This window comes from Collinsella sp. TF11-5AC (assembly GCF_003436775.1).
Lineage (GTDB): Bacteria > Actinomycetota > Coriobacteriia > Coriobacteriales > Coriobacteriaceae > Collinsella.
In genome coordinates this window covers 46,960-63,429 of record NZ_QSQO01000008.1, presented here as the reverse complement: position 1 = coordinate 63,429, position 16,470 = coordinate 46,960, and the positions used below count along the sequence as shown (strand labels likewise).

General features: G+C 62.2%; 13 protein-coding genes. 9 read left to right on the top strand and 4 right to left on the bottom strand.

The window, feature by feature from the left end; translation table 11 throughout:
- Nucleotides 1–216: 216 nt before the first annotated feature.
- Nucleotides 217–1,164: an isopentenyl-diphosphate Delta-isomerase gene (idi, locus tag DXD16_RS05290; RefSeq protein WP_158566082.1), complete on the bottom strand. Its 948-nt coding sequence runs from the start codon at nt 1,162–1,164 to the stop codon at nt 217–219.
- A 161-nt stretch (nt 1,165–1,325) separates the two neighbouring features.
- Here idi and DXD16_RS05285 point away from each other — a divergent pair, with 161 nt between their 5' ends.
- Nucleotides 1,326–2,561, top strand: a complete 1,236-nt coding sequence (locus DXD16_RS05285; protein WP_233502625.1) for an MFS transporter — start codon at nt 1,326–1,328, stop codon at nt 2,559–2,561.
- A 51-nt stretch (nt 2,562–2,612) separates the two neighbouring features.
- The gene (locus tag DXD16_RS05280; RefSeq protein WP_199408118.1) at nt 2,613–3,059 is read left to right on the top strand and encodes a low molecular weight protein-tyrosine-phosphatase; all 447 of its coding nucleotides are present in this window, start codon (nt 2,613–2,615) and stop codon (nt 3,057–3,059) included.
- 132 nt (nt 3,060–3,191) lie between these two features.
- Here DXD16_RS05280 and DXD16_RS05275 read toward each other — a convergent pair whose 3' ends face one another.
- Nucleotides 3,192–3,521, bottom strand: a complete 330-nt coding sequence (locus DXD16_RS05275) for a TIGR04076 family protein (RefSeq protein WP_199408116.1) — start codon at nt 3,519–3,521, stop codon at nt 3,192–3,194.
- The gene (locus DXD16_RS05270) at nt 3,514–4,338 is read right to left on the bottom strand and encodes a PfkB family carbohydrate kinase (protein WP_117655368.1); all 825 of its coding nucleotides are present in this window, start codon (nt 4,336–4,338) and stop codon (nt 3,514–3,516) included. Before DXD16_RS05270 ends, DXD16_RS05275 begins: the two co-directional genes overlap by 8 nt.
- A 560-nt stretch (nt 4,339–4,898) precedes the next feature.
- On the opposite strand from DXD16_RS05270, the gene DXD16_RS05265 reads away from it, so the two are divergent.
- The 3 genes from DXD16_RS05265 to DXD16_RS05255 are packed head-to-tail and all read left to right on the top strand — an operon-like array spanning nt 4,899 to nt 9,124.
- Complete coding sequence (locus DXD16_RS05265) at nt 4,899–5,405, top strand: MarR family winged helix-turn-helix transcriptional regulator (RefSeq protein WP_117655367.1); 507 nt, start codon at nt 4,899–4,901, stop codon at nt 5,403–5,405.
- Nucleotides 5,398–7,212 (top strand): ABC transporter ATP-binding protein, encoded by a 1,815-nt coding sequence (locus tag DXD16_RS05260; protein ID WP_117655366.1) that lies wholly within the window; start codon nt 5,398–5,400, stop codon nt 7,210–7,212. Before DXD16_RS05265 ends, DXD16_RS05260 begins: the two co-directional genes overlap by 8 nt.
- Nucleotides 7,205–9,124 (top strand): ABC transporter ATP-binding protein, encoded by a 1,920-nt coding sequence (locus DXD16_RS05255; RefSeq protein ID WP_117655365.1) that lies wholly within the window; start codon nt 7,205–7,207, stop codon nt 9,122–9,124. Before DXD16_RS05260 ends, DXD16_RS05255 begins: the two co-directional genes overlap by 8 nt.
- A gap of 204 nt (nt 9,125–9,328) precedes the next feature.
- Here the strand turns inward: DXD16_RS05255 and DXD16_RS05250 are convergent, their stop codons facing one another.
- Nucleotides 9,329–10,207: a LysR family transcriptional regulator gene (locus tag DXD16_RS05250; protein ID WP_117655364.1), complete on the bottom strand. Its 879-nt coding sequence runs from the start codon at nt 10,205–10,207 to the stop codon at nt 9,329–9,331.
- 233 nt (nt 10,208–10,440) lie between these two features.
- Between DXD16_RS05250 and DXD16_RS05245 the strand changes: the two genes are divergently transcribed.
- From DXD16_RS05245 to DXD16_RS05230, 4 genes are all read left to right on the top strand, one after another.
- The gene (locus tag DXD16_RS05245) at nt 10,441–11,322 is read left to right on the top strand and encodes an SDR family NAD(P)-dependent oxidoreductase (protein WP_117655363.1); all 882 of its coding nucleotides are present in this window, start codon (nt 10,441–10,443) and stop codon (nt 11,320–11,322) included.
- Between the two features lie 66 nt (nt 11,323–11,388).
- Complete coding sequence (locus tag DXD16_RS05240) at nt 11,389–12,645, top strand: MFS transporter (protein ID WP_117655362.1); 1,257 nt, start codon at nt 11,389–11,391, stop codon at nt 12,643–12,645.
- A gap of 69 nt (nt 12,646–12,714) precedes the next feature.
- Nucleotides 12,715–13,755 (top strand): Gfo/Idh/MocA family protein, encoded by a 1,041-nt coding sequence (locus DXD16_RS05235; RefSeq protein WP_117655361.1) that lies wholly within the window; start codon nt 12,715–12,717, stop codon nt 13,753–13,755.
- Between the two features lie 411 nt (nt 13,756–14,166).
- Nucleotides 14,167–16,314 carry a Tex family protein gene (locus tag DXD16_RS05230; RefSeq protein ID WP_117655360.1) on the top strand — a complete coding sequence of 716 codons (2,148 nt, stop codon included), beginning with the start codon at nt 14,167–14,169 and terminating at the stop codon, nt 16,312–16,314.
- Nucleotides 16,315–16,470: the final 156 nt, after the last annotated feature.

Here is a 16,470-nt window from a genome sequence, read left to right as displayed (position 1 = left end):
CCGGATTCGCAACCACGTTGCCGCTTAAAAAGGGGCGCCCGTTATCGGACGCCCCTTACGTTGCGCTGTGTTGTGGCAATACAGTCAAGCGGGATTTTTGGATGAGAAGCGATCCTCTGGGCAAAAACCGTCACAATCTTCGACGCTTTTCCTCGATTTCGAGATTTTCATCGAATGTTGTGACGGTTTGGATATGGCAAAGGGACTGTACCTTTGTTACATAGCGAGGGCCGTACGGATGGATGGGTCGCTGAGTGCCTCGCGGAGCCAGGGGGCCAGCTGCTCGGGGTGACCCTGCAGGTAGCCTTTGAGCTCGGACGGGGCCACGCGACGCACCTCCGAGATCTCCTCTTGGTTGATATGCAGCTCGCCCGGCTCAACATGGGCTGCGAACACCTCGCACCATTCGCACTCGCAGCGGCCGTCGCCGTGATCCTCGCGATACACCACGTGACCGAGGTGCTTGAGCTGGTCGGGCTCGCGCGCAATGCCAAGCTCTTCGTTGATGCGACGCGCCGTGGCGGCCGCGACGTCTTCCCCGGGGAGCGGATGGCCGGCGCAGCTATCGGCCAGCACCCCGCCCCACAGGCGCTTGAGCGGACTGCGGCGGCAGAGCAGCAGGCGCGCGTCCTCGCCCTGGCCCTCGACCAGAAGCGTCAGAAATGCCTGATGCAGGATGCCCTCGCCGGCATGTGCCTCGATGCGATCGACAGGGCCAAGCGCCTCGCCGGTCGCGGCATCGACCGCCACGACCTCGGCGCCTGCACCGCCCTCATCCCAGCCGGCGCGCAGGATGCGCGCGGCGGCCTCCTCGAGCGCGGCGATGAGCTCCTTGGTGGTAGCGAGCACGCGCTGCAGATCGTCCGCAGTCGCATGCTCCACATGAAAGCCCGTGCTTGCAACTACCGGCACGCCAAAGCGCGTGGCCAGCGCCGCCGCGATATCGTGCGCCGGGATCTCATCTCGATGGCACGGAACGGCCAGGATGCTCACGGTCGCCGTGCGACCGGGCTCAGGGCGCGGAATGGCCTGCGCCGTGGCGCCCAGATGCGCGTACTCCGGCGAGCAGGCGTACACCACCATGCCGCGCGGCGTCACCGTCAACTGGGCCTCGAGCGCAAACTTGCCCTCGCCCACTGCAACCTTTGTCGTGTGCATACCCATGGGATCTCCTGTCGCCCGCGATGTACCTGAGACCATCTTCGCCTGTATTGCGACTATACAGGCAAGCGCAGCCTGCGACAAAGGGGGCAGGCACCTGACACATTCTGTTAGAGTTGCAGGGATTGAATCCCGCTTATTCATGCGACATTGGAGTGACAGCCTTGACCGCCGCAACCACGCCTAAAAGTAAGTCAACCGCCGCCGCGCTCTCCCCCGCGCGCACCAAGCTCTGCCTGGCGCTGCTCGTGCTGTTGGGATTCTCGCTCGGCTGCTCCGAGTTCGTGGTCATCGGTATCGAAAGCGACTTGGCAACGGAACTCGGCATATCGCTTGCCACCGCGGGTCAGCTCATCAGCGTGTTCGCGCTGGTCTACGCTATCGCCACGCCGGTGCTCGCGCTCAGCACGGGGCGGTTCCGCCGCTACCAGCTGCTCGTGTGCTACAGCATTGTCTTTGTGCTCGGCAACCTGGTCATGGCGTTGGCGCCCAACTTCCAGGTACTGTTTATCTCGCGCATTGTCCTGGGCTCTGTCTCGGGCGCGCTGCTCGCCGTGGGCGTGACGTACATCCCCGAGCTGCTGTCCCCGCAGCAAACTTCGCTTGCCATCTCGGTGGTATATGGTGCGTTTTCCGTGGCAATGGTCTTTGTCACTTCGATTGGCAAGTTCGTGGCCGACACGCTCGACTGGCACGTGGCCATGTACGGCACGCTGACCTTTGCCGTTTTGATCTGCGGAGCTCTCGTGGCGTTTATGCCGCGCGCCGGACAGACCGACGAACCCGCTACCTTCCGCGAGCAGGCGGGTCTGCTACGCGAACCGAGCATCATCACCGGCATGCTTATCTTTTTGTTTGGCGTGGGCTCGGTCTATGTATTCTACGGCTACGTTACGCCTTATCTTGAGCAGGTGCTGGGTATGGGCACTGTTCAGGCGAGCACCACGCTTATGGCCTACGGCGTGTTCTGCCTGATCTCGAACATCCTGGGCGGATGGATCGACGCACGTTTTGGCATGAAGGCACTGCTTGTGACGTTTGTGCTGCAGGCTGCGGCGTTGCTCGGGCTGTTTGCCGTGGGCGGCACCATGCCGCTCGCGCTGGTCTTTGTCTTTAGCTTGGCGCTGCTCATGTACCTGTTCTCAGTCTCGTGCATCACACACTTTATGGACGTGGCACGCAGCCGCCATCCCAAGTCGATGGTACTCGCAAGTTCGGTTGAGCCCATGGCGTTTAACGTCGGCATTTCGTTTGGCACCACAGTGGGCGGCGCCGTGGTAAACAACGTTGGCATTGCGTACGTGGGCGCCGTGGGCGCCGCGTTCTCGCTTGTCGCCTGGGCGCTTACGCTGGTGACGATTAAGCTGGCTCGCTGGGAGCGCAAGCAGGCGAGGGTGTAAGCGCAGATGCGATACTCGAACTCGATGATGGCGATCGAAAGGAAACCGCATATGCAACGTGTACTGTTTATCTGCCATGGGAATATCTGCCGCTCGACGATGGCTGAGTCGGTGTTTACTGAGCTGGTGCGCCGTGCCGGGCGCGAGGCGGAGTTCGTCATTGATTCTGCTGCGACCTCGACTGAGGAGATCGGCAACCCGCCGCATCACGGCACCGTCGCCAAGCTGCGCGAGGTCGGGATTCCCGTCGTAGCACATCGCGCGCGCCAGGTGCGTCGCGCGGAGTATGGCGACTGGGATCACATTGTCTATATGGATGCTGAGAACGCGCGCGGCCTGCGTCGCATCTTTGGCGACGACCCCGACGGCAAGATTACGCGCTTGCTCGATTGGACCGGGCGCCCCGGCGACGTGGCCGATCCCTGGTACACCGGCAATTTCGATGCCACCTACCGCGACGTGCTCGCCGGTTGCGCCGCTATGCTCGAGCAGCTGTAGGAAAGCGAGGTCGCAGGCCACGCCTTCGGCGCGAAACGAGCGTGGATAATCTCCCGCATGAAAAATGAGCGTGGATTTTCTCCCACTTTGAGCATTCAAGTGCGCTCTAAACGGGAGAAAATCCACGCTCACCTATTCGTCGACGATCTCGGCAAGCCAGACGTTGAGGGTGTCGACCTCGGGGCAGCAGAACTTTGCCGTACCGGGCTCGTTTCCAGGCACGGTTCCGCCGTAGCGCAGGATATCGATATAGGGAAAGCCCACGTGGCAGGCCATGGAGCACATCTTGCCGCGATCGCGGTCGAAGTCAAAAACGTCGCCCGGCTTGTGACCGTGGTGGCAGCGGCACGTCCCCAGCTGGTCCACGCAGCTCACGCGGATACGCGGCCGCTTGCCACGCGGCGCGCCGAGCGGCCTGTTCTCGCCCGCAGGCTTGACGCCGTCCTCGCCAGCATTACTCATGGTCAATCACATCCAGGCAGGCCTCGATGGGAAGGCCAGCCGACTTGTCCTCTTGGTCGGCATTGCGCTCGATAAGCTCAGCCACCACACGCATGGCATCGGACGTCGCGCGCTGCAGACTCCAGCCTGCCATAACGCGGCCGACGAGCACCGCCGAGAACGTGTCGCCCGTGCCCGGGAAATAGACCGGAATCAGGTCAAAGGGAATCGTGAAGTACTCCCCCGCCACATAGTCGTAACCGATAACCGCGTTCGTGCCATTGACCACGGCGCTCGTAATGACCACCGATTTGGCACCCAGCTCGCGCACGGCGTCCACAAGGGCGCGGGCCTCATCGGGCGTGATCTGCTCTGCAATAGGCGTATCGGTGAGCAGACAGGCCTCGGTGTAGTTGGGCACCGCGTAATCGGCGCACTCGAGCAGGTGCCTCATGAGACCGATCGTGGACTCGGGCACGCCCGCATAGAGCTTGCCGTTGTCGCCCATGATGGGGTCGACGAACACCTTGGTGCCCTTTTGCCCGCGGCGGTGGCAAAAGTCCGAGATGATACGCGTCTCTTCCTCGGTCACGATAAAGCCGGTCGAGATGGCGTCGAACTCAAAGCCGAGCTCCTCCCAGATGGCAAGACTCTGACGCACGTACTCCGTGGTGTCGTGGATGTAGAACTTGGGATAGTTGAGCGTATCGGACACAAGCGCCGTCGGCAGATTGTGGATACGGTAACCCATGTGCGACAGCACCGGCAGCATGGCGGAAAGCGCGACCTTGCCGTAACCGCACATATCGTTAATCAGCAGCAGCTGAGTATTCTTCATGAGGGTCTCCCTTGGTTCGGGCACGGCGCAGCAGCGCCACAGTGCGACTAAGTGTAGCGCAGGAGGCGTTGTGGGCGGAGGCGAGCGGTACGAAGGGCAAATTGTTGCGGAAAGGTTTCGGAAATGGGGGCTGTTTGCTCCATAGCGGCCTAGTTGATGCTACTCATATAGCGCCATTTCAAAACTATGCCTATTTACTACGTTTAACCGCCCGCCTCCAACCACAACGAATTTCTCTCCAACAAAACCGCAGGTAGATAGCTTGCGTTTTTTCAGAAACAGCTGTTGTGGTCAGCGACGCTGGATTCATCGTAGTAATTAGGCATGGTTTTTGGCAAGGCCGCTTCGAAAGGCATCATCGCAGCCCAAAACGATACCTTTTCCTTCGTCCCCAAGGGATCAGATTGCCGCTTAGGAGCGTTTGCAGCATCGAGCGGTTACGGCGTTTGGTAAAACGCCGTAACTTAATAAGTTTGGTACCTTGACATTTATTTCTTGCACTCCTAAATTAGTTAGGCACAAAACAATTGCACTACCTAACTAAAGAAAGGAGCGACACCATGTGCGATGACCACATCGGCCTCTGCCCCCACACGCCGGGCGGCGACCCCCATGAACCCGCAGACGCGCCCGCGGCACAGTCCCAATCAGACGCGCTCGCCAAGCACATCCTAAACGGGCTGGGCTTCTGCGGCCACTTTCTGCACTTTCACGGCGGCGGCGCCTCGGGAAAGGCCCCCATCGTCTGCTTGCTCGCCAAGCAGCCAAACGGCGAGATGTCACAGCAGGAACTAGGCCTGCACTTTGATCTTAAGCCCGGTTCGCTTTCCGAGATTCTCTCCAAGATCGAATGCGCCGGCCTTATCGAGCGCAGCCGCAATCCCAAAGACCGGCGGCAGCTCACCATTCGCCTGACCGAAGCGGGATGGGAAAAGGCCCACGTAGAGCAGGCGGCCCGCATTCGCTTTAGAGAGCAGGCCTTTAGCGCGCTCACCCACGACGAGCGCGAGGACCTCGCCGAAATGCTCGATAAAATCCGCGTAACCTGGGAGGAACTGGATGATTAAAACCCTCATGGGAAGCATCCGCGACTATATGAAAGTCACTGTTGCCACGCCGCTGCTCGTGCTTGGCGAGGTGCTCTGCGAGATGCTGATTCCATTTATCACCGCCAACCTGATCGACGCTATCAAAGACGGCGCCACCGTAGCCGAGATGCTTCCCACCGCAGGCTTTTTGGTGCTCATCGCGCTGACGTCGCTTGCTTTTGGCGCCGCGGCTGGTGTCACCTGCAGCCATGCGAGCTGCGGATTCGCCAAGAACCTGCGTCACGACCTGTTCTACAAGATCCAGACGTTCAGCTTTGCCAACATCGATGAGTTCTCGAGCTCCTCGCTCGTCACGCGCCTGACCACCGATATCAACAACGTGCAGCAGGCCTTTATGATGATCATCCGTATCGCCGTGCGCGCGCCGCTGGTCTTGATCTTCGCCTTTACCATGGCATTTATCATGGGCGGCAGCGTCGCCATGGTCTACCTGGTCATCATTCCGCTGCTGGGCTTTGGGCTGTTCTTTATCATCTTTAAGGTGCGCCCCATCTTCTCGCGCGTGTTCCACAAGTACGACGCCCTTAACGAGTCCGTCGAGGAAAACGTCACCGGCATGCGCGTGGTCAAGAGCTATGTGCGCGAAGACTATGAGAAGGAGAAGTTCGCGACCGCCGCGCGCGACGTCCAGATGGACTTCACCCGCGCCGAGAAGCTGCTCGCCTTTAACAACCCCATGATGAACATCTGCGTCAACGGCGCGTTTGTCGTCATCATCTACCTGGGCTCCAAGCTCATCATCACGAGCCAGGGCACGCTGTTCGACGTGGGCCAGCTCTCCTCGACCTTTACCTATGGTTTCCAGATTCTCATGAGCCTGATGCAGCTGTCGATGATCTTTGTCATGGTGACCATGGCCGACGAATCGGCACACCGCATTGCCGAGGTGCTGGCCGCCGAGCCCACGATCGCCGATCCTGCCGAGCCCGTGCTCGAGGTTGCCGACGGTTCCATCGACTTTGACCACGTGAGCTTTAAGTATTCCAAGCATGCGAAGCGCCAGGCGCTCGACGATATCGACCTGCACATTACGAGCGGCGAGACCATCGGCATCATCGGCGGCACCGGCTCGGCCAAGTCCACGCTCGTTAACCTCATCGCCCGCCTGTACGACACCACCGAAGGCGCTGTGCGCGTGGGCGGCGTGGACGTGCGCGACTACGACCTGGACGCGCTGCGTCACCAGGTCGCCATGGTGCTGCAGAAAAACGTGCTGTTTAGCGGCACCATCGCCGAGAACCTGCGTTGGGGCGACCCGAACGCCACCGACGAGGAAGTCCGCGAGGCAGCGCATCTGGCCTGCGCCGACGAGTTTGTCGACGGTTTCCCCAAGGGCTACGACACCTGGATCGAACAGGGCGGCTCTAATGTTTCGGGCGGTCAGAAGCAGCGCCTGTGCATTGCACGCGCCCTGTTGCGTCGCCCCAAGATCTTGATCCTGGACGACTCCACCAGCGCCGTCGACACCAAGACTGACGCCAAGATTCGCGCAGGCCTGGCAAGCTATCTGCCCAACACGACCAAGCTCATCATCGCCCAGCGCATCAGCTCCGTGCAGGACGCAGACCGCATCATTGTCATGGAGGGCGGCCGCATCGCACAGATCGGCAACCACGAAGAGCTGCTCAAGACGAGCGAGATCTACCGAGAGACCTTTACCTCGCAAAACAAGATGTCTGCCGAGGGCGAAGGGGCCGTCGAGGCCGACACCGAGGCATCCGCAACGCAAGCTCAGACCCAGGAAGGAGGCGAGGCACATGAGTAAGGCAACGACCGCCGAGCGCGCGCTCAACCGTAAGGGCGGCACCATGTCGCGCCTCATCAAGACGCTCTTTGGCTTCTACCCCGTACTTTTGCCCCTCGTCGTCGCCGGCGTGGTGCTCTGCGCCATCATCAACTCCATCGGCGCGACCTTCCTGCAGAGCGCCCTGCAAATTATTAGCGAATCGTGGCAGTCGGGCGATTGGGGGGCCGCGCAGCCCAAGATTGCACAGCTCGTGACCACCCTCGCCTGCATCTACGGCGTCGGTGTCCTGTCCTCGCTCTTCTGGAACCGCGCCATGGCTATCGTCACGCAGGGCTCGCTCGAGAAGCTGCGCGAGATGATGTTCAACCGCATGCAGGACCTGCCGATCCGCTACTTCGACACGCACCAGCGCGGCGATATCATGAGCCACTACACCAACGACATCGATACGCTGCGCCAGATGATCAGTCAGTCGCTGCCCAACCTGCTCATGACGATCATCATCATCGTCACGGTGTTCTTTATCATGCTGTACTACAGCGTGTGGATGTGCCTGGTCATCATCGCCGGCGTCGCCTTTATGACCTTTATGACCAAGCTGCTCGGCTCCAATTCCGCGCGTTTCTTCATTGCGCAGCAGACCGAGCTCGGCGTGGTCGAGGGCCATATCGAGGAAGTCATGAACGGTCAGAAGGTCGTCAAGGCGTTCTGCCACGAGTCTGCCGCCGAGGCCGATTTTGACGAGCGCAACGAAAAGCTCTTCGAGGTCTCACAGAAGGCCAACATGTACGCCAACATCCTCATGCCCATCCTTATGAACCTGGGCAACTTGCTCTACGTGCTGGTGGCCCTTGCCGGCGGCATTTTCCTGGCGCTGGGCGTGCCCAACCTGAGCATCTCGGGCATGGCGCTGTCGATTGCCGTCGTGGTGCCGTTCCTCAACATGACCAAGCAGTTCTGCGGACAGATCGGCCAGATCTCGCAGCAGATCAACGCCGTGGTCATGGGCCTCGCCGGCGCCGACCGTATCTTTGAGCTCATCGACGAGAAGCCCGAAGCCGACGAAGGCTATGTGACGCTCGTCAACGCGCAGGTCAACCCCGATACCTGGCAGCTCGAGGAGGCTGACCACCACACCGGCATGTGGGCGTGGAAACATCCGCACCGCGCAACCGGCGAGATCGAGTACGTGCCGCTGCGTGGCGACCTGGTCATGGACAACGTCGACTTTGGCTACACGCCCGACCACGAAGTGCTGCACGGCGTGTCCGTGTTTGCCAAGCCGGGCCAGAAGATCGCGTTTGTCGGCGCCACCGGAGCCGGCAAGACGACCATCACCAACCTCATCAACCGCTTCTACGACATCGCCGACGGCAAGATCCGCTACGACGGCATCAACGTCAACAAGATCCGCAAGGCCGATCTACGCCGCTCGCTGGGCGTCGTGCTGCAGGACGTGAACCTGTTCACCGGCACCGTGATGGATAACATCCGCTACGGCAACCTGGATGCCACCGACGAGGAGTGCATCGCGGCGGCCAAGCTCGCGGGCGCGGACGACTTTATCACCCGCCTGCCCGACGGCTACGACACCATGCTCACCGGCAACGGCGCCCAGCTGTCGCAGGGCCAGCGCCAGCTGATTTCGATCGCCCGCGCCGCCGTCGCCGATCCGCCGGCAATGATTCTGGACGAGGCAACGTCGAGCATCGACACCCGCACCGAGGCCATCGTTCAGGCGGGCATGGATAAGCTCATGGAGGGCCGCACGACGTTTGTCATCGCGCACCGCCTCTCCACCGTGCGCAACTCCGACGCAATCATCTGCCTGGACCACGGCCGCATCATCGAGCGCGGCAACCACGACGAACTGATCGCCAAGCGCGGGTATTACTACCAGCTCTACACGGGTGCGTTTGAGCTGGAGTAGGAACGATTACTGACGGAGGGTTCCCCGGGGCGGCGGGGTAACTCCTCCGTGCTCAAACATTCTCGCTGCGCTGCGAAACTGCGCGCGGAGGAAATACACCGCCGTCCACGGGGCACCCTCCTACGCGTGATCAGCCCGTCGTTTAAAACGGAATAAAGGTTAGTGAGGCCCTGGCCGTTTGGCCAGGGCCTCGTTTTGTGTGAGCTACTTGAGGAGTTGGGCAATGGCGTTGACGAATTTTTGGACTTGGAGGGTGGGCTCGAGCGGGTAGTGCAAATAGACCGGCACCTCGCGGCCGCACAAAAACGGTACGCCCACAAAGGCCGGGTGCACGCCCGACCACGCTCCGCAGGTGAGCACCGCGTCGCCCTTTTCCTCGGCATCGTTAAAGAGCGCAAAGTCAAAGCTGTCCACGTCGATCACGTCCACGCCGCCGTCGGCCAAAAGATCAATACGCAGGCTGTCCATGGCATCGTTACCGTGACGGAGCACGCGCAGGCGCATGCCCTCTAGGTCGGCGACCGTAATGCGCGTCTTGCGCGCGAGCCGGCTTGTGCGGGGCACATCGATATAAAACGGCACGTTGACGATGAGGAGCTTTTGGCAGGCGTCGCCCCAGCGCGGGGTCGAAAAACTCGACTGCACTACATCCGCCTCGCGACCAAGACTGCGCATGACGGATTCGCGCTCGTCATAGAGATCATTCACCGGCACGATCTCGAAGCGCAACGTTGGCTCCAGCTCGTGCACGCCCGTCCACATCGACAGTGTCTGGCGCCCCGGGCACATCATCGACACGCCCAGACGCACGGCACCGCCGTCGCCCGCCGCGCGTCGGGCACGGCGCAGCGCGTCCTCGGACTGGCGCATGATCGAGCGCGCGTCGTCCACCAGAAGCGCCCCCGCTGGTGTCACCTTAACGCCCGAATGCGAGCGCTCGAACAAAGTGATGCCGAACTCGGCCTCGAAGCCCGACACCTGCTTGACGAGCGCCGGAGTCGACACGCGCAATTGTGCCGCCGCACGCGAGAAGCTTCCCAGCTCCGCAGCGGCCGTTATGGCCTCGAGTCGCCGATCGTACACGTCAATCTCCCGTTTCCAGACGTATGGACATGCGCTGCCGAAGGGGGTCGTTTTGGCAGGTCACACACTCAATTAAGAACAAATTGCCTTGCGTGCTGTAAACCATAGGTTAACGCCATTCTAACAAATATGCAATTCACCTGCGCGAATGCAAAGCATACGATAACCAGCGAAAACCACGTGGGTCGGTTAATGGGAACGGCCCACAGGGAGGCATAAGAAGGGAAGTTCCTATGAGCAACTGGCTTAAGCTCGAGGGCGACGTCTGCGCCGTGACCGGCGCACTCGGCGGCATGGGCGTCGAGATTTGCCGCGAGTTCGCCCGCAACGGCGCCAACGTCGTCCTGCTCGACCTGGACGAGGAAAAGGTCAAGGCCGCAGCCGCCGACCTCGCCGCCGAGTTTGGCATCCACGCCGAGGGCTACAAGATGAACGCCACCAACGAGGCCGAGGTTCAGGCCGCCGTCGACGCCACCATCGCCGACTTCGGCCGCGTCGACGTTCTCGTCAACACCGCCGGCATCCTGCGCTTCGCAGCCATGGAGGACCTGCCGCTGAGCGACTGGGAGCAGGTGCTCAACGTCAACCTCACCGGCTACTTCATCACTTCGCAGCGCTTTGGTCGCGAAATGATCAAGGCCGGCCAGGGCCGCCTGGTGCATATCTCGACCGTCGCCAGCCACTCCCCCGAGACGTTCTCGGGCGTGTACAGCTCCACCAAGGCGGGCGTCAACATGATGTCCAAGATGCTGGCTGCCGAGTGGGGCCCCTACGGTGTGCGCTCCAACTGCGTCGAGCCCTGCTTTGTCAAGACCCCCATGTCGGCGAGCTTTTACGCCGACCCCGAGGTCGAGAAGAGCCGCAGCCGCCTCATCGCCACGCGCCGCATCGGCGAGGTCAGTGATATCGCCAACGCCGTCATGTTCCTGGCGTCCAAGCGCTCGGACTTCACCACCGGCGACGCCATCAAAGTCGACGGCGGCTTCTCCAATATGATGGGCGACCTCACCGCCAAGCCCGGCGGCCGTCGAGCCTTTGCCGACAACTACCTCAAGAACAAGGGTGTCGAGCTTTGGTCCGACGAGTCTGGCGTCGCAAAGCCCACTGACCAGTAAACCAGCCTGACAGGGAGGCCCCGCGGACGTGTCCGCCCCTCCCCCGCATCGATTAGAAAGAGTCCAATGGCTTCCACCAACTCCAACAAGGGTCGCGCCGTCGTGCTTTCCGCCGCGTGCGTCACCATGTTCTTCATCAGCTCCATCGCTCTGTATTCCGTCGTGAGCAAGAACCTGCTCGCCGTCTACCCCGAGTGGTCCAGCGCCCTTACCTGGGCTTTCCCGGTCTTTCAGACCATCATGGCCGTGACGGGCATCTTCGCCGGCCGCATCTCCGATAAGATCGGCCCCCGCAACGTCGTGATTGCCGCCGCCGTGTGCTACGGCGTGGGCTGGTTCATGTCCGGCACCGTCACTGAGCCGTGGCAGTTCTACCTGTGGTTCTCGCTCGTCGCCGCTATCGGCAACGGCCTGGGCTACAACCCGGCGCTCACCACCGGCCAAAAGTGGTTCATCGACAAGAAGGGCCTCGCCTCCGGCATCACCCTGGCCGCTTCGACCGCCGGCCCCGCCGTGCTGTCCCCGGTGCTCGCCTCGCTGCTCATCCCGAGCCTGGGCATCTTTGGCGCCCTCAAGGCACTCGGCGTCATCTTCTTTGTGACGATCGCCGCCTCCGCCCTGTTCCTGAAGGCCCCCGAGGCCGGTTGGCTGCCCGAGGGCTTCGAGGCCCCCAAGGGCGGCGCGCACGCCGGTACCTTCGGCGACCTCACCCCGGGCGAGATGGTCAAGACCCCGCGCTTCTGGGTCCTCATCGTCACCTTCGCCTTTGCCGCCACCGCGGGCACCCTGCTCGTGGGCAAGGTTGCCTCCATCGCCGCCGTCCAGCTCTTCGCCGACCCCACGAGCGCCGCGGCTGTCGCCCTCGGCGGCGTGGTCGTCTCCGTCAACACCTGCGCCAACCTGGTCGGCCGTCTGTCCTTTGGTCAGATCATCGACAAGCTCGGCGCCTACAAGTCGCTGCTCATCAGCCTTGTCGTGACCATCGTCGCCCTCGTCATCATGTCGATGAGCTTTACGCAGAGCATGTTCTTTGTGGCGCTCGCCCTGCTCGGCTTTAGCTTTGGCGCCCTGCTCGTCATCTACCCGCCGCTCACCGGTGGCGCCTTCGGTACCAGCAACATCGGCGTCAACTACGGCATCATGTTTTTGGGCTACGCCGCTTCTACCTGGATCAGCCAGCCCATCACCGCCGTGCTGTATCACGCCGAGGCCGGCAGCGCCGCCTACCAGCAGTCCTTCTACGGCGCCATTGTGATCGCCGCCATCGCCGTCGTGCTCACCGTCTACATGATGGTCTCCGACAGCAAGAAGAAGTCCGCCTAGTTTTACCGATGCGACAAAGGGACAGTCCCTTTGTCGCATTCCACCGGTCACCAGTATTAAGGAGTCGAAATGTCTGAGCTCAATCCCGTCCGCATTGCCGTTATCGGCGCCGGTGCCATGGGCCGCAACCACATCCGCTTTGTCACCGAGGAGCCCGAAGCCGAGCTCGTCGCCATCGCCGACGCCTTTGAGGGCGCCCGCGCCACGGCCGAGGCCGCCGGCGTGCCGTTTTACACCGATCCCGCCCAGATGATGGACGAGGTCAAGCCCGAGGCCGTCATCATCGCCACCCCCAACGACCTGCATCTGGGCGTTGCCCGCGAGGCCGTGAAGCGCAACATCGTGCCGCTGGTCGAAAAGCCGATCTCCAATGACCTCGAGGATGCCCAGGCCTTTGCCGCCGAGGCCGAGACCGCCGGCGTGCCCGTGCTCGTGGGTCAGCACCGTCGCCACAACCCCTTCGTCAACAAGGCCAAGGAAATCATCGAGTCCGGTGAGCTGGGCAAGCTCACCGTATCGAGCTTCCACTACATGATCTATAAGAACGACGAGTACTTTGATGTCGAGTGGCGCCGCAAGAAGGGTGCCGGCCCGATCCTGGTCAACCTGGTGCACGACGTCGACCTGCTCCGCTACCTGCTGGGCGAGCCCGTCGCCGTCCAGGGCATGCAGTCCAGCGCCGCCCGCGGTTTTGAGACCGAGGACTCCGCCGTGGTCAACGTCCGTTTTGCCGACGGCGCGCTCGCAAGCATGACCATCTCCGATGCCACCGCCAGCCCCTGGAACTGGGAGGCCACCGCTCGCGAGGACCCGCAGTACCGTCCCTTCGACGCCGACGCCTACTTTATCGGCGGAACCTTGGGCGCCCTGTCGCTGCCCCGCCTGCACCAGTTCTCCTACGACGGCGCCTCCAACTGGCACAAGCCGCTGCAGATGGAAATTCCGGCCGTGGACCCGGCGCTGCCGCACAAGATGCAGCTCAAGCACTTTGTGAAGGTTGTCCGCCGTGAGGTTGAGCCCGTCGTAACCCCCGCCGATAACGTCAAGACGCTCACGCTTCTCAACGCTATCAAGGAGGCGGCCGAGACCGGCCAGCTCGTCGAGCTGTAATGCCTTGAGAGCGGCCGCGGCAGAAACCCCATGCCGAGTCCCTCGGTCTGCCATCAACAAGTCCCTCTTCTTTGCCCCGCGAGCAGCCTCCTGACCGCGGGGCATTTTGCTACCTTGCCGACGATTTTTCTGGGGCGGGGGCTATTTTGCACCTCGGCTTGATTCGTTCGCCACGAAACGCGCCTATCTACTACGTTTAACCGATTGCCCTTAACCATGCCAAATTTCGCGAAATAAAAGCCGCAGGTAGACGGCTTGCGTATTCTCGGAAAACCGGGGGATGGTCGACCCATACGGTTCAAACGTAGTAGATAGGCCGCTTTCGTGGCGCGGCCCCAAAACAGTCTTTTGGGGCGGGTGGTATCCTTGGTAGCCCTGTGCTGCAAACGCACCTTAAACGCAAGGAGTCCCATGGATCTTATCGCCCAGCTCGCCCGCGAGCTTAACCTTAAGGCCGCCAACGTCGAGGCGGCCGTCAAGCTCATCGACGAGGGCAACACCATCCCATTTATCTCGCGCTACCGCAAGGAAGCCACCGGCGGCATGGACGACGTCGCCCTGCGCGCACTCGACGAGCGCCTGTCCTACCTGCGCAATCTTGAGCAGCGCAAAGAGGACGTCGTCCTGCTCATCGACGCCCAGGGCAAGCTCACGCCCGAGCTCGAGCAGCAGATTCGCGAGGCCACACAGCTCCAGCGTGTCGAGGACCTCTATAAGCCCTACCGCAAAAAGCGCATGACCCGCGCGCAGAAGGCCCGCGAGGCAGGTCTGGAGCCGCTTGCCAACATGATCATCATGCAGGCCTCGGCCAAGGGCAGCGCGCTCGACGCCGCCGCGGCATACGTCAACGAGGAGGCCGGTTTCGACACGCCCGAAAAGGCGCTCGCCGGCGCCGCCGACATCGTGGCCGAGACGGTGGCCGAGGACCCCGAGAACGTCGCCGACCTGCGCGCCTTTACGCAAAACACCGCCGACATCGTCGTCGAGGCCACCGACCCCGCGGAGAAGGCTCCCTACGAGCCCTACTACAACTTTGACGAGCCGCTGCGCCGTATTCCCAACCACCGCGTGTTGGCTATCGACCGCGGCGAGCGCGAGGGCAAGCTCCGCGTGCGCGTAAACGTCGACGGCGCTGCCGCCACGGCGCGTCTCGGCAGCCGTTGGCCCCGACGCCAGGGCGTGTTTGCCCCCGTCTTTGACGCAGCCATCGCCGACGGCTACAAGCGCCTCATGGCCCCCTCGCTGGAGCGCGAGGCCCGCGCCAAACTCACCGTTCGCGCTCAGACCGAGGCCATCAACGTCTTTGCCAAGAATCTCGAGGGCCTGCTCTCGGCGCGCCCCGTGCGCGGCGCCCGCGTACTCGCGCTCGACCCGGGCTACCGCACCGGCTGCAAAGTCGCCGTCATGGACGAGACCGGCAAGCTACTCGACCACGGCGTGGTCTACCCCACCAAGCCGCGCCACGACGTCGCCGGCACCAAGCGCGAGCTCGCCCGCCTCGTCAAGAAAGACGGCGTCAACACCATCGTCATCGGCAACGGCACCGCCAGCCGCGAGACCGAGGAAGTCGTCTCGGAGTTCATCTCCGAGCAGGCGCCCAGCCTTCGCTACACCATCGTCAACGAGGCCGGCGCGTCGGTGTACTCCGCCTCCGAGCTCGCCAGCCAGGAATATCCCGACCTGGACGTCACCGTACGTGGCGCCATGAGCCTGGGCCGCCGTCTGCAAGACCCGCTGGCAGAGCTCGTCAAGATTCCGCCCCAGTCCATCGGCGTTGGCCAGTACCAGCACGACCTTGACCAGGCCGAGCTTTCGCGCACCTTGGGCCACGTGGTGGAAGACGTCGTCAACCGTGTGGGCGTCGACGTCAACACCGCGAGCGCAAGCCTGCTGGGCTACGTGTCGGGCATTACGCCGAGCGTAGCCAAAAACATCGTGGCCTACCGCGAGGAAAACGGCGCCTTTACCGATCGCCGCCAGCTCAAGAAGGTCCCCAAGCTGGGACCCAAGGCGTACCTCAACGCCGCAGGTTTCCTGCGCATCAGCGGCGGCAAGAACCCGCTCGACGCGACAAGCGTCCACCCCGAAAGCTACGAGGTGGCCACGGCCGTCCTGGAGCGCGCCGGCGTTGCGGCAAGCGAGCTCAGCCGCGGCGGCGTGCCCGATATCGAGCGCCGCCTGGGCAGCATCTCGGCGCTGGCAAGCGACCTGGACTGCGGCACCCTGACGCTCATCGACATCGTCAACGAGCTCAAGAAGCCCGGTCGCGACCCGCGCGACGACGCGCCCGAGGTGGTCTTTAGCCGCTCGGCGCTTTCCATCGATGACCTGGAACCCGGCATGGAGCTCAAGGGCACGGTGCGCAACGTCGTCGACTTTGGTGCCTTTGTCGACGTGGGCGTGCACCAGGACGGCCTCGTACACATCTCCAAGCTGGCCAACCGCTTCGTCAAGCACCCGAGCGACGTGGTACGCGTCGGTGACACGGTAAAGGTGTGGGTCGAAAAGGTCGATCGCGACCGCAAGAAAATCTCCCTCACCATGGTGCAGGGGAAGTAAACCGTCAAAGCAAGGTACCCCCTGTAGCAACGTGCAAAATCGCGAGTATTCTGCAATTTCCGCCGCTCCGAACGCCCCTCAGAGACAATAACGTCAAAAACAGCCCCCGTTTTAGCGTCATCAGAGCCAAAACGGGGGCTGTTCCATGCTTCACCC